Origin of the sequence: Exiguobacterium sp. SH3S1 (genome assembly GCF_004337105.1) — a bacterium.
GTDB classification, from domain to species: domain Bacteria; phylum Bacillota; class Bacilli; order Exiguobacteriales; family Exiguobacteriaceae; genus Exiguobacterium; species Exiguobacterium aurantiacum_A.
In genome coordinates, this window is record NZ_SJUW01000013.1 from 40,783 (window position 1) to 60,012 (window position 19,230).

Below are 19,230 nucleotides of genomic sequence, written 5' to 3' on the forward strand. Positions count from 1 at the left end.
GGCAAACCATTTTTTAGGTGCGTTCCATCGCGACAGTGAACGAATACGCATCGCCGCGGAACAAAGAACGACTGTATTCGAACATGTCGCCGTTCTCGAGATACGTCCGTTGGTCGATCAATAGGACGGGCGCGTTCGGGGAGATGGTCAACAGCTTCGCTTCAACAGGTCCGGCGCTTCGGGCTTCGAGCGTCTGTGTCGCGTTTTTCAAACGCAGGCCGGACTGTTCGGCGAACTCATAAATCGAGCCGACGGCATCTGCCTCGGTCAGTTCGGGCAATAAGGCGACCGGGATATAGGCGGTCTCTAAAGCGAGCACGTCCTCGTCGGCGAGTCGGAGACGCTTCATCTCATAGACCGGCGTACTGGCTGCGACATTCAATTTCTGCGCGATTTTATTCGAGGCCGGAATCGTGTCGAATGACAATAGACGGCTGAACGGACGCATGCCCCGGTGCTTGATTTCTTCTGAAAAACTCGTCAAACCGGACAGCGCCATCGTGATCTTTTTACTGGCGACGAACGTACCACGTCCTTTTTGACGGCTCAAATAACCGGCGTTGACGAGGTTCGTGATCGCCTGGCGCACCGTCATCCGGCTGACGTTATACCGCTCCGAATATTCCCGTTCGGACGGGATCGATTCGCCGGGTTGGAGCTCGCCAGCATCTATTTGTTGCTTTAAATAGGCTTCGATTTGATAATAAATAGGTAACGGGGACTTTTTATCAATCTGTAACATACATATCGCTCCTGACCTAAGGGTAAGTGTTCCTTATTATAGACCAAATCAGACTAGTTGTCTGAACATATCATGCAGAAAAGGTGGCGACCAATATGAACTCATGGCAATTTGAAACGACGGTGACAGCGCAGCGGGAAGATGAGCGGGGCACGTGGATTGCGCTTGCAGCAACACATTTTTACGCGGAAGGTGGCGGACAACCGGCCGATACAGGGACGATTGGCGGACAAGCCGTTTTAGATGTGCAACGTGACGACCCGACCGTGTGGCACCTCGTCAACGAGCCAATCGACGAAGCAACGGTAGTGATCGGTCAAATCGACGCAGCGACACGTCACGACCACTCGATCCAACACACGGCGCAACACGTGCTGACGGCCTTGCTTGAAGACCGATACGGTATCGAGACGCTCAGTTTTGGGATCAGTGCTGACGAGTCATCGATCGAGATCGCGGCCGAATCATTCGATTGGGCGTTAATCGAAACGTTAGAACGTGACGTTCAGCAGATCATCTTCGACAACCGACCGATTCACATTTTTGAATTACAGGATGGCGAAGTCGAGCATGACCGGTTACGTAAAGCGACGGATCGCACCGGCACGATTCGGATCGTCGAAATCGATGGACTCGATTATAACGCTTGCGGAGGGACGCATGTGTCGACGACCGGCCAGCTCGGAATCATTAAAGTGACCTCGATGAAAAAAGTGCGGGGGAACGTTCGTTTGACGTATGTCGCAGGGATGCGGGCACTAACGGTCATCCAATCTTCGCGCACCGCGCTACGGGCGATCCATCAAACGTTGTCGACGACGAACGAGACGGTCGCGGCCCGTGTCGCCGAAGAGCGCACGGCGCGACTCGAACGTGAAAAAGAAGTGAAGGTGCTCGAGGCCCGGGTCGCCAAGGCGAAAGTCGCAGCATTCTTACAAGAGGACAATTACGTCATCACGCACATCGGCAAGACCGAGGCGGAGACGCTCACGACGATGATCGTCGAACGGATCGCGGCGACCGGACGGATTGCCGTCGGTGCCAATCATACCGGACAAAAACTGTTACTCATGCATGACGGGACGCATGACATCGCCATCGGCAAGTTTTTAAAACGGACGTTAGACGACCTTGGCATCGGTCGGGGCGGTGGCAGTCATAAACAAGCCCAAGCCCGCTTCGAATCGATCGTCGACCTAGAACGGGCCACGGCAGAAGTCGTCAAACGGTTACAGGAAGGAGTGGTGTCATGTTGACGATTGAACACGGCAACGACACGCCGCTCATCGAACGAGCCCGTTCCGTACGGGAGGCTGTCTTTATCGGCGAGCAAGGGATTGACCCGGCGCTCGAATATGACGACCTCGATTCAGTCTGTATCCATTTCGTCGGGACGATAGACGGGGAGCCCGTGACGACGGCACGGCTGCGACCGATCGGGGACGGTGTCGGCAAAGTCGAACGGGTCGCCACGCTCGCATCGGCGAGAGGGAACGGATATGCGAAAAAGCTGATGCTCGAAATCGAGGATGTGGCGCGCGAGAGCGGGCTGCATGAGTTGAAGCTCGGCGCTCAACTGACGGCGCTCCCGTTCTATGAACGGCTCGACTATACGACGTTCGGTGATGAGTTTTTAGACGCCGATATCCCGCATCGGATGATGAAGAAGTCGTGGTGATTATTTTTAGAAAGTTTCTTTTTTTCTAAAAAAAGGTTGGCAAGCCGGAAAGCATTTGTTATAACTAAAACTAACAACTGACAGATAGAGGTTGCGAATGACATGAGTAAGCTTGATTGAAACGGACGCATTCCGGATCGAGCCGAAAGGGGAAATTCGCCGAAGTCAACGTTCGCATGCGTACGAACGAAGGCTGGGGTAGTCGTGAACAACGCCTACACTGCCATGGATGAAATGCCATGGAGCGCTATCTACGGAACGATTTTTTAATCGTTTTTCAACTGCGCGTACAAGCGGCAGACCGTAGGGAGAGTGCTTCCTACCGGTCTGCCGCTTTTTCTGTTGGTCGACATCATGAAAGTGGGGAACCTGATGACAACCGTACTAAAATTTGGAGGAAGTTCTGTTGCCACAATCGAACAGATTCAGGCAATTTCTGAATATTTACAGACACGAGTCGTCGCTGGCGAGAAACTCGTCGTCGTCGTCTCCGCGATGGGGAAAACGACCGATTCACTCCTGTCACTCGCAAAACAAATTACAGAGCGTCCGATGATTCGTGAGCTCGACCGCTTGCTCGCCGTCGGAGAAGAACAGACGATCAGTCTACTCAGCATCGCCTTGAACTCACGAGGCGTCGCCGCCATCTCGCTCACGGGGCAACAGGCCGGGATCGACACGATGGGCATTCACACGAAAAGTAAGATCAAAGCGATCCGGAAAGAAGTGTTGGAAGAAAGGCTCAGAACGAATGACGTCGTCATCGTCGCCGGCTTCCAAGGCGTCAACGAGTTCGGGGATGTAACGACGCTCGGACGCGGTGGTTCTGATACGACAGCCGTCGCACTTGCCGCCGTCCTCAGTAAACGTTGTGAGATTTATACGGACGTCGCCGGTGTCTATACGGCCGATCCGCGTATCCATAAAACGGCACGGCGCCTAGATACCGTCTCGTATGACGAGATGATGGAAATGAGCGCGCTCGGCTCGAAAGTGATGGAAATGCGCAGCGTCGAGCTGGCCAAAAAATATGATGTGAACATCTTTGTAGGGAAGACGCTATCGAGCGAAGGAGGAACATGGATCATGGATATGACACAGGCGATGGAACAAAAAGCGGTGACGAGCGTGAGCGTCGTGAAAAACGTGCTCAGCGTCTCGATCAAACATATTCCGCATTCAGTGGCAGGGGTTGCCGATATTTTCGAGAAGTTGTCACAGCGTCACGTCAATATCGACATGATCAGTCAGACAGCGTTCGACGGTGAAGTGTTCCTGTCGTTCACTTGTCCACTTGACGAGGAGGCGTTCCTCGAAGAAGCGCTCGCCGAACTGACGGAGGCGTTCCCACAAATTAAAATCGACCGTCATACCGAACATGCAAAAATCTCGGTCGTCGGCATCGGCATGCGTGACGCGACCGGTGTCGCAGCCGGATTGTTCGCCACGTTCCGTGAGAGCGGAATCCCGTTCTATCAAGTCACAACTTCAGAGATCAGCATCTCTTACACGATTAACGATCAAGACGTTGAAGCGGCGGTCGCGGCCATCGCGGAGCGTTTCCATTTATAAGGGGGAGTTACCATGTATAACGTTGCCGTCATCGGTGCGACAGGCGCCGTCGGTCAAAAGATGATCGACGTGCTCACAGAATATGAGTTTCCAATCAACGAACTATTACTATACGCGTCAGCCCGCTCGGCTGGGAAAACAGTCGAAGTGAACGGTCGCGACATCGTCATCCGTGAACTGTCGGACGCGATTTACGCAGACGCGATCGACATCGCCTTGTTCTCGGCCGGTGGTAGCATCAGTGAACAGTATGCACCGCGCCTGAGTGAACAAGGGGTCATCGTCATCGATAACTCGAGCGCGTTCCGGATGCAAGCAGGAATCCCGCTCGTCGTACCAGAAGTGAACCGAGTCGAACTGGGCCCGGACAAGATGCTCATCGCCAATCCGAACTGCTCGACGATCCAATCGGTCGTCGCCCTCGCACCGCTCGCCGAAGTGTACGGATTGACGCGTGTCGCCTATACGTCTTACCAAGCCGTCTCCGGTTCGGGACAAAAAGGCATCGAAGACCTCGAACGGGGCGCCCGCGGTGAAGAGCCGCAAAACTACCCGTATCCGATCTACGATAACGTGCTGCCGCATATCGATGTCTTCCTCGAGAACGGCTACACGAAAGAAGAACAGAAGATGATCGACGAGACACGCAAAATTTTGAACGCACCAGAATTAGGTGTGACGGCGACGTGTGTCCGCGTCCCGGTCCGTAACAGCCACGCCGTCTCGATCACGGTCACGCTCGAGCGTGAAGCGACGCTCGCGGAAGTGAAGGCGGTCCTCAGTGACGCGCCAGGCGTCGTCCTCATGGACAACCCGAGCGAGCTCGTCTACCCGACGCCGCTCGATGCGAACGGGACGGACGAAGTGTACGTCGGTCGCGTCCGCCGCGACGAGTCGCAACCGAACACGTTCCATCTCTGGTGTGTCGCCGATAACGTCCGCAAAGGGGCGGCGGCGAATGCCGTTCAAATCGCCCAGTGCATGATCGGGCAAGTCGCTACGAAATAAGGGGGAAATCATATGTTCACAGGAGTCGCTACAGCACTCGCTACACCGTTCCAAACGGACGGTCAGTTAAATCTCACAGCGTGGGAAGCATTGATTGAAGATCAAATCAAAGAAGGCGTCAGCGGTCTTGTCATCGGGGGGACGACAGGCGAAGGGATGACGATCACAGACGAAGAGTTCGAGACGCTCCTCACGAAGGCGATCAAAGTCGCCGCCGGTCGTGCCGTCATCATCGCCGGGACAGGGTCGAACAATACGGCGTTAAGTATCACCAAGACGAAACGGGCGGCAGAACTTGGTGCCGAGATGGCGATGGTCGTCACGCCTTACTATAATAAGTCGACCCAAGCGGGGCTGATCGCCCACTTCACGGCGATCGCCGACGCGTCACCGATTCCACTCATGCTCTACAACGTCCCGTCACGGACAGGCGTCGCCCTCGATCCGGCAACGGTCGGTGAACTCGCCGAACACCCACAGATCGCTGCGTTGAAAGAAGCGAGCGGGGACATCTCGGTGATGGCGCAAATGATGGCCCACTTGCCGGAAGGTTTCCCGGTCTACTGCGGAAATGACGACCAAATCCTGCCGTACATGGCATGGGGCGCCCAAGGTGTCGTCTCGGTGCTCTCGAACGTGTATCCGGGAGCGACAGTCGCGCTCGCCGAAGCGCTTCTCGCCGGAGATTTAGAGACGGCCCGCACATGGCAGATCCGCTTGCTTCCGGTCATCGATGAACTGTTCGCCGAAGTGAACCCGATCCCGGTCAAGGCGGCGTTGAACGCCCGCGGTTTCGAATTTGGCTCGCCGCGCCTCCCGCTCGTTCCGATGAGCGCGACGGCCGAGGCACGTCTGTTGTCGGCGATGGAGCAGTTTAATGAGGTGAGACAGTGAACTTGTTAATTCACGGATACGGCGCGATGGGACAGATCGTTGAAGAAGTCGCGCTCGCTCAAAACTTGAACGTCGCGGCCATCGTCTCACCGGCGGGCGGCGATCATCCCGTTTCACTGAAAGAAGTCGACGCCGCGATCGACGTCGTCATCGACTTCTCGAACCCGGCGCTGCTTGATGACGTGCTCGCGTTCGGGAAAGACAAGCAAATCCCGCTCGTCATCGCGACGACGGGCTTCTCGGAAGCTGAACTGGCAAAGATCGAGGATGCATCGAAACAGATCCCGATCTTCCAGTCGTATAACACGTCTTACGGGATTGCACTGTTGAAGCAGTTGCTTGACCAGCTCGTGCCGCTCACGCTCGGTTATGATATCGAAGTGATCGAAGCGCATCACCGTAAAAAAGTCGATGCGCCGAGCGGGACGGCTGAACTGCTCGCCCGTGCCATCGAGGCGAAGCGGGACGTGACGCCGGTGTACGAACGTGCGTCACGCCGTGAGGCGAGAGGTACTGACGAACTCGGCATGCACTCGGTCCGCGGCGGTACGATCTTCGGTGAGCATACGGTGCTCTTCGCCGGAGACGATGAAATGCTTGAATTAAAACATACGGCCCTGTCGAAACGCGTCTTCGCGAACGGGGCACTCGCCGCGGCGGCGACGATTCTCGACCGCCCGGCCGGATTATACAATTTAACGAACCTATACGAGGAGGCCACTCATGTTACTCACAAACGCTTATGAAATCGCACAATACATTAAAGATGCCAAGAAAGAAACGCCAGTCAAATTGTACGTCAACGGTCAGTTGGCAGGTCTAACAATCGAAGAAGCAAAAGCATTCGGAACGGACGAGTCGAAATTATTCCTCACGACGGCTGAACGTGCGGCCGCTTTCCTTGAAGCGAACGCGTCAGTCATCACCGACTCGCACCTCGAGTTCGACCGCCGCAACAGCGCCGTGCCGATGCTTGACACGACGAAGTTGAACGCCCGTATCGAACCAGGTTCGTTCATCCGTGACCACGTTCAAATCGGCAACAACGTCGTCGTCATGATGGGGGCGGTCATCAATATCGGCGCCGTCATCGGTGACGGGTCGATGGTCGACATGAACGCCGTCATCGGCGCCCGCGGCACACTCGGTAAAAACGTCCACCTTGGCGCTGGCGCAGTCGTCGCAGGTGTCCTCGAGCCACCTTCAAAAGATCCGGTCATCATCGAAGACGGGGTCATGATTGGTGCAAACGCGGTCATCTTAGAAGGTGTCCGTGTCGGCGAGAATGCGGTCGTCGCAGCAGGCAGTGTCGTCACAGTCGACGTCCCGGCAGGAAGTGTCGTCGCCGGCACGCCAGCCCGTGTCATCAAGCAAAAAGATGAAAAAACAGCAGAAAAAACACAACTAGTGGATGACTTACGCTCCCTGTAACGTATAATAGACAGAAAATATCAAAAGTGAATGGGAGAGTTGAACAATGGAACAATATGGACAATGGATGTGGAAAGACGGGGCTTGGATCGAGCCGAGTGACGCGAACACGAGTATCATGACGCACGCGATCCACTACGGTAGCGGGTTCTTCGAAGGAATTCGGGCGTATCACACAGAGGAAGGTCCAGCCATCTTCCGACTCCGTGAACACTTGGAGCGACTCGTTCGTTCGTGTGCTTACTATCACGTCGAACTACCGTACACGGTCGACGAGCTCGAACAAGCGACGATCGAATTGATCGAACGCAACGGCTTTGAAGCGTGTTACATCCGTCCATTCGTTTTCCTCGGCACACCTTGGCAGGCACTCATGCCGACGCAGGAAACGAAAGTACACGTTGCCATCTCATGCTGGCCGCTCGGCGAATATTTCAGCAAGACGGTCGGTATCCGGGCGAAAGTCGCGTCATACCGCCGCGTCTCGTCGACGATGATGCCGATGCAAGCGAAAGCGGCAGCCAATTATATGAATTCGCAACTCCTTAAAGGAGAAGCGGTCCGAGACGGGTATGACGAAGCGATCGCCCTCGACATGAACGGAAACGTCAGCGAGGCGAGCGTCGCCAACATCTTCCTCGTCAAAGGCAATAAAATTTTCACACCGTCACTCGACTGTTCCGTCCTCGACGGCATCACGCGTCAAACGGTCATCGATCTTGCCCGTGAAGAAGGGTTCGAGGTCATTGAGCGCCATATCGGACGTGACGAATTGTATGTAGCAGATGAGATCTTCTTGACGGGTACAGCAGCTGAAGTGACGAGTGTCATCGAAGTCGACAATATCTCGATCGGCGGCGGGGTTCAGACGGTCGCAACGACTATGCTCGCCCGTTACCGCGAGACCGTGACGGGACTGATCCCGGCACATCGCGATTGGATCACGTTCGTCAAAGAAGCAGTCAAAGAATAAGGGAGCAATGTGTATGGGAGTCACAATTGACTTAAACGCGATTCGCGAGAACAAACGTCGGATCGAGGCACTCGGCCGACCGGTGTTTGCCGTCGTGAAAAACAACGCCTATAACTTAGGGATGGAGCCAGTTGTGACGACATTGTACGCAGAAGGGGTGCGTCACTTCATGGTGACGACGCTCGACGAGGGGAGCGAGGTCCGGGTGCATGCACCCGAGGCGAACGTCCTCGTCATGAACCCCGTTTACGAGTGGTCGGCCGTGCATCGCGACGGTTTAGACGTCGCCATCGGTTCGTACGATTGGCTCGTCTCACAACGCCATGAGCTCGACGGCGTCCGTCTTCATTTGAAGCTCGATGTCGGCATGAACCGGTTTGGCGCGAAGACGTTCGAAGAAGCGCTTGCCATCTTAGCGTTCTGCCAAGATGAAAAGCTCGACCTCGTCGGTTTGTGCACACACTTTCCGCTCGCCGACGCCGATAACGCCGAAATCGAGCACAGTGTCCATGTCGAACGGTTTGCCGACTGGTCGACGCGGCTGATCGAACGGCATTCGTTTGAAGTCGTCCATGCCGCCAACAGCGCGGCGACGCTTCAAGCCGATCCGCGTCTCGGGCACTGCACGCACGTCCGGGTCGGAATCTTTCTCTACGGCTACTCATCGGTCGAGGCGGTCGATTGGCTCGTCCCGGCGTTTTATTGGGAGACGAAAGTCGTTGCCGTGCACGACATCGAGGCCGGCGCACACGTCGGCTACGGGACGGGCTACACGGCACCGTCGAAAGAGCGGATCGCCGTATTGTCAGTCGGATATGGCGATGGCTTGATGCGGGCCCGCCGGCATTTGCCGGTCCACATTAATGGACGGGCGTTCCCGTTCGTCAGCAATATTTTCATGAGCCACAGCTTCCTCCGCGTCGACGAGACGGTTCAAATCGGTGACCGGGTCGAGCTGTACGGTAATGAGACGAAGATCGATGACGTGACCCGGACCGGGCACGCCAATAACTCGGAACAACTATGCGCACGCTCATGGCGTGTCCCGCATCGCTTTGAAGGAGGCATTTTATGTACACCAGCAACCAATCCGTTTGTATGATCGAGGGCGTATCCGTCCAAGAACTTCAAGCGACGTACGGGACACCGCTCTATATCATGAGCGAGCCAGAACTTGAAGCTCGGCTCGGGCTCGTCCGGAGCGCATTTTTAGATAAGTATCCGAACACGTACGCGCTCTATGCGTCAAAGGCGATGTCGATCGCGGCCGTGTATGAGAAAGTCATGACGGCGGGCTTGAGCATCGACGTCGTCTCACGCGGTGAGATGTTCGTCGCGCTCCATGCTGGTGTCCCGGCTGACCGGATTCACGTTCACGGGTCAAATAAGACGGTGCAAGACATCTCGTTCGCGCTCGAGAACGGCATCAGCCATTTCACGATCGACAACATGCGTGAGATCGGTCTGCTCTCGGGTCTCGCCGTAAAGCATGATGTCGATGTCGACGTCTTGCTCCGCATCGTCCCGCAAGTCGTCGGAGGCGCCCACGAGGCGATCCAGACGGGTGGGGTCGATACGAAGTTCGGTTTCCCGACGCATGACGACACGTATCTCGAAGCGGTCCGGGAAACACTCGCGGCGGAACGTCTTCATCTGAAAGGGATCCATTGTCACGTCGGGTCACAGATTCAAGAACCGACGCTGTTCATCAATACGGTCAAGACGATGGTCAACTTCATCGAGACGATTCGTCGGGAGACCGGCTTTACGGCTGATGTGTTGAACATCGGCGGTGGCTTCGGCGTCGCCTATCTCGAGACGGACGACCCGCTCGACTTTGCCGCTACGATGACGCAAGTGATGGATACGCTCGTTTCAGAAGTGGAGCGATTCGGTCTACCGCTCCCAAAAATCGGCATCGAGCCGGGACGTTGGCTCGTCGCCAACGCCGGTGCGACGCTGTATGAAGTCGGGACGGTCAAAGACGTGAGCGGTGTCCGCACATACGTCTCGGTCGACGGCGGCATGACAGACAACATCCGCCCTGCCCTCTATGATGCCGAATATGACGTCATTGCGGCGACGCGGATGGATGAAGCGAAGACGCTTGAAGCGAAGATCGTCGGGGCATGCTGCGAGTCGGGAGACATCATCTCGAACCGTTCGCTCATCCCGCCGGTTGAAGCCGGGGATCTTCTCCTCGTTAAAGCGACAGGCGCCTATAACTTCTCGATGGCGAGCAACTATAACCAAATGCTCCGCCCGCCCGTCGTCTTCGTGAAAGACGGGACACATCGTCTCGTCGTCCGCAGACAGACACTTGAAGACTTGGTCGCGTGTGAAGTGATTGGACAATCGACATAATTTTGTAGGCAGATAAAGAAAAGGGGTTCAGTCATAAAAACGACTGAATCCCTTTTCGTATGAACGACCGATGCGGCCTTACCGAGTCGATCTATCAGGTTAATCTAGTTGTGCGTTGACTTCCGCTTCATATCGATTAACGAGCTCGTTGTTGTCGTCTGTCTGGTACTTCTTTTCCAACTCAAGTTTCAACTTTAGCCAAATCGTATTCTTTTCATAAAGGTCTCGATCGAACTGATGATTTAGTTGGTGCAGCGACAAGCCGAGGGCGCTCGCGTAGGCGAGATGACTCGGTAAATCACTCCGATCCGGGCCTTGTTGAATGTAACGGTCAATCTCTTCTTCCGTTACGTGAATGTTGTACTTCTCTTTTGCGACCGTTTTCCATGCGATACTTTGTTTCATCGCTTCGGTTGAGAGCGTGATGACTTGTTCATTCGTCAAGTCGGTTTCATAATACAGTTTCTCTTGGGACAATGTCCGAATCACCCACTTTCGAAGCGGTTCCTCAACGTCGAACTGGTTTGCTTCGGTGATGACGTCGTCAAACAGTGCTTTATAATCGTCGAACGCGAAGTTGTCTACGACTTGGCGTTGTTCTTCTTCGCTCTTCATGTCAATCGTCAAAGGTGACGATGTCGCGGATTGACATGCTGTTGTAAAGATGACGAGCGAGAGCGTACATAATAGAAACGATTTGAAACGTGGGGTCACGGTGATCCTCTCCTTATTTGTATCGTCTTCAAACGTAGTACAAGTTTCAATCAAAAGAACAATCTAGTCATTTCTATATACGGGACGATGAGCTATCAAGTTCCCATGCTTTTCGGTCAAATTGCTACACGTGGGAACCATTTTCACTTATGATGAAAAAGACTACATCAGGGGAAGTGATTTCTAATGGAGAAAACAGTCGGACAACAGTTGATCGAGTCGCGGCGGACGATTCGGATGTTTGTAGAGGAACCGCTTGATACGGCATTGCTGTATCAGTTGCTCACCTCGGCCCACCAAGCGCCGTTTCATAACAAAGTCGAGCCGTGGAATCTTTATTTGTTCAACGGTGACGGGAAAGGCGTGTTGTTAGACGCGCTCGAACCGGCGTTTCAAGACGGTCGTGAGGCCAAGCGAGAGAAGATTACCGGACGGATCCGCAACGCGGCGGCGTGTGTGTACGTAACGACGAAGCCGTTTGAGACGGAGAAAGGGCAAAAGGATGCACTGCTCGCGACGGCGACGTTCATCCAGAACTTCCATTTGCTCTGTGCCGAGCAAAACATCGGGCTCGTCTGGCGGACGGGCGGTATCTTCGAAGACGCTCGCCTGCAGGAGATGATCGGTGCGGACGGGGAGACGTTCGTCGGTCTGCTCCAACTCGGACGATTTGAAGACGTCCCGCCGACGAAGGCGCGGCAGTCGCTTGATGCGTGTTTGACGATCTTTGAGTGAACATGAAAAAGCTCGAGTGCGGCGTGGCCGCACTCGAGCTGGATGTATAAATAGGCTGAGACGTTTAAAAACGTCTCAGTTTATTTTTTGAGCTTGCCAGCAAGCCAGTTTTGAATGACATTCGTCGGAATCATGGTGATTACTTTCCCCCAGTTTGAGTTTCTTCTTCTATAGCATTATCCAATTGCATCCGTTCCCAAACCTCTCGATGTGTACCTTTTAGCGTATCATCGAACGAATCATCGATGTGAAGGCAATAGCTTGGGTTAATGGACGAGGCGTACAGGTCTAACATGAGTTGTGCATGGTTTGGATACATACAATTGGCCCCTTTCGACACGTCGGCTTGACTACATCCTCAGTATACAAGGGAAACATGAAGAAAAATCGGGGTAATCGTTAACAATTTATGAATCTTGTAAACGCTTTCACAAACTTTGTGTCGGTGTTAACGGTTCACACGTCGTCAAGTACTGCTCGGCCCGCTTCGCATACTTGTTGACGGTCCGTTCCATGATGAAGCGGTCTTCGTCATTGAGCGGACGGACGACTTTGGCTGGTACGCCCATGACCATGACACCTTCCGGAATTTGCATATTCGGGGTGACGAGTGCACCGGCGGCAACGAACGAGCCTTTCCCGACTTTGGCACCGTCAAGCACGGTCGCATGCATCCCGATGAGACAGCCTTCCTCGATCTCACAACCGTGAATCATCGCCATATGGCCGATCGAGACACGGTCATGGATGATTGTCGGTGATCCTTCGTATTGATGGATCATCGACCCGTCTTGAATATTGACATAAGCGCCAATCTGGATCGGGCCCTCGTCTCCACGGATGACGGTGTTGAACCAAACACCGGAATGGGCTCCGATCGTGACGTCACCGATGACGTGGGCGCCAGGTGCGACGAATACCGTCTCGTCGACATGTGGGGTCAGGTCTCCTAATTTGTATTGCATATGTGTAACCCCTTTCAACTAGATATGCTCCCATTGTCGCACAACTACAAAAAGAAATTGCGTCCGAAAGATTATTCTTGATAAGATAGGTAAAATACGTTGCAAAAGGAGACAGACAGATGGAAAAACAACATTTGATCGACATTGCCGCCAAGAAAAAGAAAGCGGCGGTCGTCTTTAAGGACGTCGCGGTCATCGACGTCTATAGCCGCGAGACGATTCGCACCGATGTCGCCATCGACTCGGGCTATATCGTCGCCATCGGAGAAGGTTACGAAGGGGAGACGGAATATCATGACCCGTCTTGGACGCTCGCTCCGTCATTCATCGACTCACACGTTCACATCGAGTCGTCGATGGTGCCTCCGCATGAGTTTGCGAAAGCGGTCCTGCCGCTCGGTGTGACGACGGTCATCGCCGACCCACATGAGATCGCGAACGTCAACGGTGCGCTCGGGATCGAGTATATGCTTGCCGATGCGAACGGATTGCCGCTCGACGTCCGGATGATGCTACCGAGCTGCGTCCCGGCGACGCCGTTCGAACACGCGGGCGCCAAACTGTACGCCGAAGACCTTGCACCATTTTTAGGGGACCCTGGAGTGCACGGTCTCGGGGAAGTGATGGATTATCCATCGGTCGAAGCCGGCAGCGAGGACATGCTCCAAAAAATCGCGCAAACGGAACTCGCGGGGAAAGTCGTCGATGGTCACGCGTCAGGCCTCAATCCTGATCAGTTAAACGTGTACCGGACAGCCGGCATCATGACCGACCACGAATGCACGACGGCAGAAGAGGCGATCGAGCGGGTCCGTCGTGGCTTTTACGTCCAGATTCGCGAAGGATCGGTCGCGCGGAACGTCGAGAAAGTGAGTCGGGCCATCACCGAAAGTAATGCCCACCGCTTCTTGTTCTGTACGGACGACAAGCACCTCGATGATCTCGTGGCAGAAGGTGGTATCGACTATAACATCCGCATGGCAATCCGTCAGGGCGTCAAGCCGGAGACGGCATACGCCATCGCCAGCCTTCATGCGGCTGAAGCATACGGCTTGAAAGACGTCGGTGCGATCGCGCCGGGCAAAAAAGCGAACTTTGTTATCTTGTCAGACGTCGAATCGGTTAACATCGAAACCGTCTACGTCGATGGTACGGCAGTCGCGCGAGCGGGGAAAGCCACGTTCGAGGCCGAAGGGGTTGAAGTGCCGAAGCCGATGAAAGGTGAGCTCAAACTCCCGGACCTGACAACTGACTCGTTCCGCCTGCCGATCAAGGAAGAAGCGGTCGACGTGATTCAAGTGTTGCCGAACAGCCTGTTGACGAAGCGTGTCCGCCACGTGTTCAACCCGGATGAATCGGGCGCTGATCTTACCGAGGACATCGTGACGCTCGCCGTCATCGAGCGGCATCACGGGACGGGCCATATGGCGCTCGCACCGGTGACGGGCTTTGGACTCAAACGTGGTGCGCTCGCAGCGACGGTCGCCCACGACAGCCATAACCTTGTCATTGCCGGTGTCAGCCCGGAAGACATGTTACTTGCTGCAGAGACGCTCGAGAAGGTCGGTGGCGGTGTCGTCGCCGTCTCGGAAGGGAAAGTGCTTGCCGTCTTGCCGCTCGAGATTGGAGGGCTCATGACGAGGCGTCCGTATCATGAAGTCGCAGACGTGCTCGAACAGCTGAACGACGCACTTGACGTCGTCGGGGCTCATCGTCACTTCAACCCGTATTTGACGATGTCGTTCCTGGCACTCCCCGTCATTCCCGACTTGAAATTGACGGACATGGGACTGTTTGATGTGACAACGTTCTCATTTATCGGAAATTGACTCGGTCTAACGTATGATTTTCGTAAAGACCAACCCGAAACGTTTGAATGCGTGCGCTTAAGTTGATATAGTTACAACAAGTTTCATCGGTACAAATTGAAAGGGGGGATATAACAGATGGAACAAGTTGCTTACAACCGGTCGTATGATGAACATGAGGATTTGATCAATTCTGTGTATCGTGCCTTCAAGGACCGGTGTGAAGAATTACCTAGCGAGACGCAGACGAAGCGACGGTTGCGCCGTCTTATTTTATTGACGATCAAAGATCATACGTCATCGCATGCCGAACGGTTCGTGCTTTATCACTTCTTTAGTGATTTCTTTAAAGCCGTTGAGTCAAACGACCAAGCCGCGCTCGCTGTATTAAAACAAATCGTCCGTGACTAAAAAAACTATTGATATGTTACTGTAACCTATGATAATTTAGACGTAACTTTAAATGAATATTCGTGCTATCGATGAGGTAGAGGTGCGATGCTGATGAGTAAGTAGTCCGAGGATGACAACGGTGAAGACTACAGAAAGGCAGAATCGCCGAAGTGTAAAGTCATGTCTCTGACTTTATGCTGGGCTGACGGGAAATACTCGTCGGACTGCCATACATATATTACGTATGGAGCGCTCCAAGTCGGCTAAGAAAGACGGAACATCCAGCGAGGGTGTCGGCTTTGTTGCCGATGCCCTCGCTTTGCGTTTTTTTAAGCATTGGGGGGCCTCATCTCAAACAGAAGAGGAGGAAATCAGCATGGTAGATTATTCAACATCGGTGCTTTCGTTAGTGCCGGCACTACTCGCCATCATTATGGCGATCACAACAAGGAAAGTTATTCCGTCACTCGGTGTCGGGATCATCGCAGGGGTCTTGCTCCTTCATAGCTTCAATCCGCTTGAATCGATTCAGTACTTATGGTCGAACGTCATCGCCTTGTTCTGGGCGGATGGGGCCATAAACGAATGGAACGTGCTCTTGATCGCGTTCTTGCTCTTGCTTGGTGTTTTATCGTCAATCATTCAAACATCGGGCGGTGCTCGCGCGTTCGGTGAATGGGCGGCTTCTAACGTCAAAACGGCGCGCGGCGCGCGCCTCGTCTCGTTCGGTCTTGGAATCTTGATTTTCATCGACGACTATTTCAACAGTCTCGCTGTCGGGAACATTAGCCGACCGCTGACGGACCGGAAGAAAGTATCGCGCGCTAAACTCGCGTATACGATCGACTCGACGGCCGCTCCAGTCTGTGTCATCAGCCCACTTTCGAGCTGGGGAGCCTACATCATCGCCATCATCGCTGGTATTCTCGCGAAGTATTCGATTGATAGCTACTCGTCGTTCTCGGCGTTCATTCAAATCATCCCGATGAACTTCTATGCCATCTTCGCACTCATGTTGACTGGGTACGTCGCTTTCACAGGGCTTGCCATCGGACCGATGCGAACGCACGAGCTACGTGCGCTTAAAGGCGAGCTCTACGACGTGTCGAAAGGTGCGCCGATGGGGATGAGTGAAGACATTAAAGAACATGATGGTGGGAAAGTCCGCGACTTGATCGTCCCGATCATCGTCTTGATCATCGCGACCGTCTCGGCCATGCTTTATACAGGTGGTCAAGCGCTCGCTGCCGACGGTCAAAGCTTCTCGCTGCTCGGTGCGTTTGAATCGACGGACGTGACGCGTTCGCTCGTTGCCGGAGCGGTCATCAGTTTAATCGTGGCGTTCTTGCTCCTGATTGGTCGCAACATTCCGGCTGTGGACTACGGTCATGCAGCGTGGGCCGGTATCCGGGCCATGTGGCCAGCCGTGCTCATCTTGCTGTTCGCTTGGACGATCATCGCCGTCATCGGTGACATGAAAACCGGTGATTACTTGGCAAGCTTCGTCACGGATACGATCGCGGCGTCATACTTGCCGCTCATCTTGTTCGCGATCGCCGGTCTCATGGCGTTCTCGACAGGTACGAGCTGGGGGACGTTCGGTCTCATGCTACCAATCGGTGCTGATTTGATCATGGCAGTCGACCCAGAGCTGTTGCTCCCAACACTTGCCGCTGTGCTCGCAGGTGCCGTGTTCGGTGACCACTGTTCACCGATCTCGGATACGACGATCCTCAGTTCGACGGGTGCCGGGTCGCACCACATCGACCACGTGTTGACACAACTCCCGTACGCGTTGATCGCGGCAGGAGTGTCGGCGGTCGGTTACTTGGTACTAGGGATCACAAGCTCGATGTGGATTGGATTCTTCGCGGCGTTCGCGACGTTCGTCGTCGCGCTGGTCGTCGCTCAAGTCATCTCGAAGCGCGGCCAAGTGCCGTCAGAAATGCGTGCTGAGCGTGAAGCGTAAACAGCTCGTCTGACAATCCGAAAAGATGTGTGTCACGAATCATGTGACACACATCTTTTTTGTATGGAATGTAAAAACAAATCCTGCCGCTATGCGACAGGATTTGTTTTTTAGTTAACGTCCAACCACTTGAAGCTAGCGTCAGCTCCGAACGGATGGCGGTACATGTTTTGAATGTTTGAGCGCTCGAGGTAAGCTTCACCTTTTTGGTAGATCGGTGCGATCGCGAAGTCGTCTTCGAGCAGGATGCGTTCAGCTTCTTGCATCGTCTCCCAACGCTTCATTTGATCAGCTTCTTTCTTCGCGCTTTGGATCAACTGATCGTACTCATCGTTCGAGTACGCCATCCGGTTGAACGGACCGTCTGTGATCCACATGTCGAGGTACGTCATTGGATCCTGATAGTCAGGGCCCCAGCCGGCAGCAGAGATATCATAGTCGCCTGCACCTTCAAGCTCGAGGAAGTTTTTGAACGGCTGTTGTTTGATGTTGAGTGTGAGTCCAGGCAAGTTCTTCTCGAGTTCACCTTTGATGTACTCGTTGACTTTCTTGAACGCTTCTTCATCACGCGAGAGGAACTCGAGTTCGATCGTCTCGACGCCGAGCTCGGCAAGTCCTTTATCCCAGGCAGCTTTCGCTTCGTCGACGTTGTAGCTTTGAAGATCAGGATACTTCTCGCGGAAGTCCGCGCCGTCTTCCGTGAACGTGAAGTCCTTAGCGACGATGAAGTTGGCCGGCTGTGAACCGTCTGTCAAGATGACGTCGGTTACGCCTTGCTTGTCGAAACCTTTCGCCAACGCTTCACGAATATTCACGTTTTGGAGTGCTTCATTCTTTTGGTTGAAACGAAGGAAGTTGATCCGTGCGTCAGCACGTGTTTTAAACTCTTCTGCTTCTTGGAATTGTGGAACGAATTCAGAAGACAAGAGTGTATAGTCGACTTCACCTGATTCGAACAAGTTGACACCGGTCGCGACTTCTTTGACGACTTTGACGTTAATCGTGTCCATCTTGACGTTTTCAGCGTCCCAGTAATCCGGGTTCTTTTTATAAACCCAACCTTCGTTGTCTTGCCAGCTATCAAGTACGTAAGGGCCGTTGTAGAGCGTTTTATCGACGGCCGTCGCGAACGACTCGCCTTGTTCTTCGACAAACTCTTGTTTTTGCGGCATGTACGTCGGGAATCCTGTCAACCCGAGGAAGTATGGAGCCGGTGCTTCCAATTGAACTTCAAGCGTCTTCTCATCGACTGCTTTCGCACCGAGTGAATCGAGTTCAGCTTCGCCGCCGAGGATTTTGTTGGCATTCTTCAAGTCTTGAAGGATGTATGCGTACTCTGCACCTGTTTCGGGATTGAGGGCGCGTTTCCACGAGTAGACAAAGTCTTCAGCTGTGACAGGTGAGCCGTCTGACCAGTTGGCGTCACGTAATTTAAATGTGTATGTAAGACCGTCTTCCGAAATCTCGACGTCCTCAGCAATACCTGGTACCGGTTGGTTGTTCTCATCGAGACGATACAGTCCCTCGAAGACGTTGTTTGTCACGATGATCGATGTCGAGTCGGTCGTGAGCGTCGGGTCAAGCTGTGGCAAATCAGTTGCCGAAACGAGCGTGACTTCTTTTTTCGCGTCACTTGATGACGACCCATCAGACGAATCTGTTGCCTCTTCTCCACCGCCACATGCTGCTGTGGCAAGCAAAGCGACACCCGATAAAGCTAACCATTTTTTATTCCGCATTGTCTAACCTCCCGAAAATTCTGATTGTTTCGAATATATTGCAATTAAACTACAAACAGAATGAATGCGCAATGAAATTTTTTAAATTATTCGAAAATATAAACATTACTGAAACACCTGAACTGAGCCCTGTTTTTCGGACAGTTTAATAAAAAGTGCGTCGTCTTTTATGCGGCGATCAGATGGCTCCGGTATTGCTCCGGAGTCATTTTTTTTAGGTTCCATTGCTTGCGTTCACTATTGTA

Annotated in this window: 18 protein-coding genes and 2 riboswitches; of the genes, 14 read left to right on the top strand and 4 right to left on the bottom strand. The window is 53.7% G+C overall.

Annotated features, from left to right (window positions below; genetic code table 11):
* Positions 1–13: 13 nt before the first annotated feature.
* On the bottom strand, positions 14–742 hold the full coding sequence (locus EVJ26_RS12430) for a GntR family transcriptional regulator (RefSeq protein WP_131456711.1): 729 nt from the start codon (positions 740–742) through the stop codon (positions 14–16).
* Positions 743–837: 95 nt separating this feature from the next.
* On the opposite strand from EVJ26_RS12430, the gene EVJ26_RS12435 reads away from it, so the two are divergent.
* The 10 genes from EVJ26_RS12435 to lysA all read left to right on the top strand — a co-directional run bounded on the left by EVJ26_RS12435 (position 838) and on the right by lysA (position 10,662).
* On the top strand, positions 838–1,998 hold the full coding sequence (locus EVJ26_RS12435) for an alanyl-tRNA editing protein (protein WP_131467948.1): 1,161 nt from the start codon (positions 838–840) through the stop codon (positions 1,996–1,998).
* Positions 1,992–2,420: a GNAT family N-acetyltransferase gene (locus EVJ26_RS12440; protein ID WP_131456715.1), complete on the top strand. Its 429-nt coding sequence runs from the start codon at positions 1,992–1,994 to the stop codon at positions 2,418–2,420. The genes EVJ26_RS12435 and EVJ26_RS12440 overlap by 7 nt, the downstream gene beginning before the upstream one ends.
* Positions 2,421–2,497: 77 nt before the next feature.
* A riboswitch (Lysine riboswitch) is annotated at positions 2,498–2,678 on the top strand.
* Positions 2,679–2,792: 114 nt separating this feature from the next.
* Positions 2,793–3,992 (top strand): aspartate kinase, encoded by a 1,200-nt coding sequence (locus tag EVJ26_RS12445; RefSeq protein WP_070328972.1) that lies wholly within the window; start codon positions 2,793–2,795, stop codon positions 3,990–3,992.
* 12 nt (positions 3,993–4,004) lie between these two features.
* The gene (locus EVJ26_RS12450; protein WP_131467950.1) at positions 4,005–5,000 is read left to right on the top strand and encodes an aspartate-semialdehyde dehydrogenase; all 996 of its coding nucleotides are present in this window, start codon (positions 4,005–4,007) and stop codon (positions 4,998–5,000) included.
* A gap of 12 nt (positions 5,001–5,012) precedes the next feature.
* The gene (gene dapA / locus EVJ26_RS12455; RefSeq protein ID WP_131470615.1) at positions 5,013–5,894 is read left to right on the top strand and encodes a 4-hydroxy-tetrahydrodipicolinate synthase; all 882 of its coding nucleotides are present in this window, start codon (positions 5,013–5,015) and stop codon (positions 5,892–5,894) included.
* The gene (gene dapB / locus EVJ26_RS12460) at positions 5,891–6,640 is read left to right on the top strand and encodes a 4-hydroxy-tetrahydrodipicolinate reductase (protein WP_131456721.1); all 750 of its coding nucleotides are present in this window, start codon (positions 5,891–5,893) and stop codon (positions 6,638–6,640) included. Before dapA ends, dapB begins: the two co-directional genes overlap by 4 nt.
* The gene (dapD, locus tag EVJ26_RS12465) at positions 6,618–7,325 is read left to right on the top strand and encodes a 2,3,4,5-tetrahydropyridine-2,6-dicarboxylate N-acetyltransferase (RefSeq protein WP_070328832.1); all 708 of its coding nucleotides are present in this window, start codon (positions 6,618–6,620) and stop codon (positions 7,323–7,325) included. The genes dapB and dapD overlap by 23 nt, the downstream gene beginning before the upstream one ends.
* Positions 7,326–7,371: 46 nt before the next feature.
* Positions 7,372–8,298 carry a branched-chain amino acid transaminase gene (locus EVJ26_RS12470; protein WP_071399081.1) on the top strand — a complete coding sequence of 309 codons (927 nt, stop codon included), beginning with the start codon at positions 7,372–7,374 and terminating at the stop codon, positions 8,296–8,298.
* 13 nt (positions 8,299–8,311) lie between these two features.
* Positions 8,312–9,400, top strand: a complete 1,089-nt coding sequence (gene alr / locus EVJ26_RS12475) for an alanine racemase (protein ID WP_131456723.1) — start codon at positions 8,312–8,314, stop codon at positions 9,398–9,400.
* A complete protein-coding gene (gene lysA, locus EVJ26_RS12480; protein ID WP_236635572.1) occupies positions 9,370–10,662 on the top strand; it encodes a diaminopimelate decarboxylase in 1,293 nt (430 codons plus the stop codon). The genes alr and lysA overlap by 31 nt, the downstream gene beginning before the upstream one ends.
* A gap of 99 nt (positions 10,663–10,761) precedes the next feature.
* Here the strand turns inward: lysA and EVJ26_RS12485 are convergent, their stop codons facing one another.
* Positions 10,762–11,376 (bottom strand): hypothetical protein, encoded by a 615-nt coding sequence (locus EVJ26_RS12485; protein WP_131467958.1) that lies wholly within the window; start codon positions 11,374–11,376, stop codon positions 10,762–10,764.
* A gap of 186 nt (positions 11,377–11,562) precedes the next feature.
* Between EVJ26_RS12485 and EVJ26_RS12490 the strand changes: the two genes are divergently transcribed.
* Entirely contained in the window at positions 11,563–12,111 is a 549-nt protein-coding gene (locus EVJ26_RS12490; RefSeq protein ID WP_131467960.1) for a nitroreductase family protein, read from the top strand.
* 428 nt (positions 12,112–12,539) lie between these two features.
* On the opposite strand, the gene EVJ26_RS12500 is transcribed toward EVJ26_RS12490, so the two are convergent.
* Positions 12,540–13,076, bottom strand: a complete 537-nt coding sequence (locus EVJ26_RS12500; protein WP_131470617.1) for a gamma carbonic anhydrase family protein — start codon at positions 13,074–13,076, stop codon at positions 12,540–12,542.
* Positions 13,077–13,195: 119 nt separating this feature from the next.
* On the opposite strand from EVJ26_RS12500, the gene ade reads away from it, so the two are divergent.
* The 3 genes from ade to EVJ26_RS12515 all read left to right on the top strand — a co-directional run bounded on the left by ade (position 13,196) and on the right by EVJ26_RS12515 (position 17,246).
* Positions 13,196–14,905 carry an adenine deaminase gene (gene ade, locus EVJ26_RS12505; RefSeq protein ID WP_131456733.1) on the top strand — a complete coding sequence of 570 codons (1,710 nt, stop codon included), beginning with the start codon at positions 13,196–13,198 and terminating at the stop codon, positions 14,903–14,905.
* A 117-nt stretch (positions 14,906–15,022) separates the two neighbouring features.
* Positions 15,023–15,295, top strand: coding sequence for a hypothetical protein (locus EVJ26_RS12510; RefSeq protein WP_070328841.1), 273 nt, complete (start codon positions 15,023–15,025; stop codon positions 15,293–15,295).
* Positions 15,296–15,364: 69 nt separating this feature from the next.
* A riboswitch (Lysine riboswitch) is annotated at positions 15,365–15,540 on the top strand.
* Positions 15,541–15,653: 113 nt separating this feature from the next.
* On the top strand, positions 15,654–17,246 hold the full coding sequence (locus EVJ26_RS12515) for a Na+/H+ antiporter NhaC family protein (protein ID WP_131456734.1): 1,593 nt from the start codon (positions 15,654–15,656) through the stop codon (positions 17,244–17,246).
* A 110-nt stretch (positions 17,247–17,356) separates the two neighbouring features.
* On the opposite strand, the gene EVJ26_RS12520 is transcribed toward EVJ26_RS12515, so the two are convergent.
* Positions 17,357–18,985, bottom strand: coding sequence for a peptide ABC transporter substrate-binding protein (locus EVJ26_RS12520; RefSeq protein ID WP_070328843.1), 1,629 nt, complete (start codon positions 18,983–18,985; stop codon positions 17,357–17,359).
* Positions 18,986–19,230: the final 245 nt, after the last annotated feature.

Excerpts from the sequence above, each read along its gene's own strand:
- EVJ26_RS12430 (WP_131456711.1), bottom strand. The coding sequence starts at position 742 with ATGTTACAGATTGATAAAAAGTCCCCGTTACCTATTTATTATCAAATC.
- EVJ26_RS12520 (WP_070328843.1), bottom strand. The coding sequence starts at position 18,985 with ATGCGGAATAAAAAATGGTTAGCTTTATCGGGTGTCGCTTTGCTTGCC.
- EVJ26_RS12515 (WP_131456734.1), top strand. The coding sequence starts at position 15,654 with ATGGTAGATTATTCAACATCGGTGCTTTCGTTAGTGCCGGCACTACTC.
- EVJ26_RS12450 (WP_131467950.1), top strand. The coding sequence starts at position 4,005 with ATGTATAACGTTGCCGTCATCGGTGCGACAGGCGCCGTCGGTCAAAAG.
- dapD (WP_070328832.1), top strand. The coding sequence starts at position 6,618 with ATGTTACTCACAAACGCTTATGAAATCGCACAATACATTAAAGATGCC.
- alr (WP_131456723.1), top strand. The coding sequence starts at position 8,312 with ATGGGAGTCACAATTGACTTAAACGCGATTCGCGAGAACAAACGTCGG.
- EVJ26_RS12435 (WP_131467948.1), top strand. The coding sequence starts at position 838 with ATGAACTCATGGCAATTTGAAACGACGGTGACAGCGCAGCGGGAAGAT.
- EVJ26_RS12470 (WP_071399081.1), top strand. The coding sequence starts at position 7,372 with ATGGAACAATATGGACAATGGATGTGGAAAGACGGGGCTTGGATCGAG.
- EVJ26_RS12510 (WP_070328841.1), top strand. The coding sequence starts at position 15,023 with ATGGAACAAGTTGCTTACAACCGGTCGTATGATGAACATGAGGATTTG.
- lysA (WP_236635572.1), top strand. The coding sequence starts at position 9,370 with ATGTACACCAGCAACCAATCCGTTTGTATGATCGAGGGCGTATCCGTC.
- EVJ26_RS12490 (WP_131467960.1), top strand. The coding sequence starts at position 11,563 with ATGGAGAAAACAGTCGGACAACAGTTGATCGAGTCGCGGCGGACGATT.
- EVJ26_RS12445 (WP_070328972.1), top strand. The coding sequence starts at position 2,793 with ATGACAACCGTACTAAAATTTGGAGGAAGTTCTGTTGCCACAATCGAA.
- EVJ26_RS12440 (WP_131456715.1), top strand. The coding sequence starts at position 1,992 with ATGTTGACGATTGAACACGGCAACGACACGCCGCTCATCGAACGAGCC.
- EVJ26_RS12500 (WP_131470617.1), bottom strand. The coding sequence starts at position 13,076 with ATGCAATACAAATTAGGAGACCTGACCCCACATGTCGACGAGACGGTA.
- dapA (WP_131470615.1), top strand. The coding sequence starts at position 5,013 with ATGTTCACAGGAGTCGCTACAGCACTCGCTACACCGTTCCAAACGGAC.
- ade (WP_131456733.1), top strand. The coding sequence starts at position 13,196 with ATGGAAAAACAACATTTGATCGACATTGCCGCCAAGAAAAAGAAAGCG.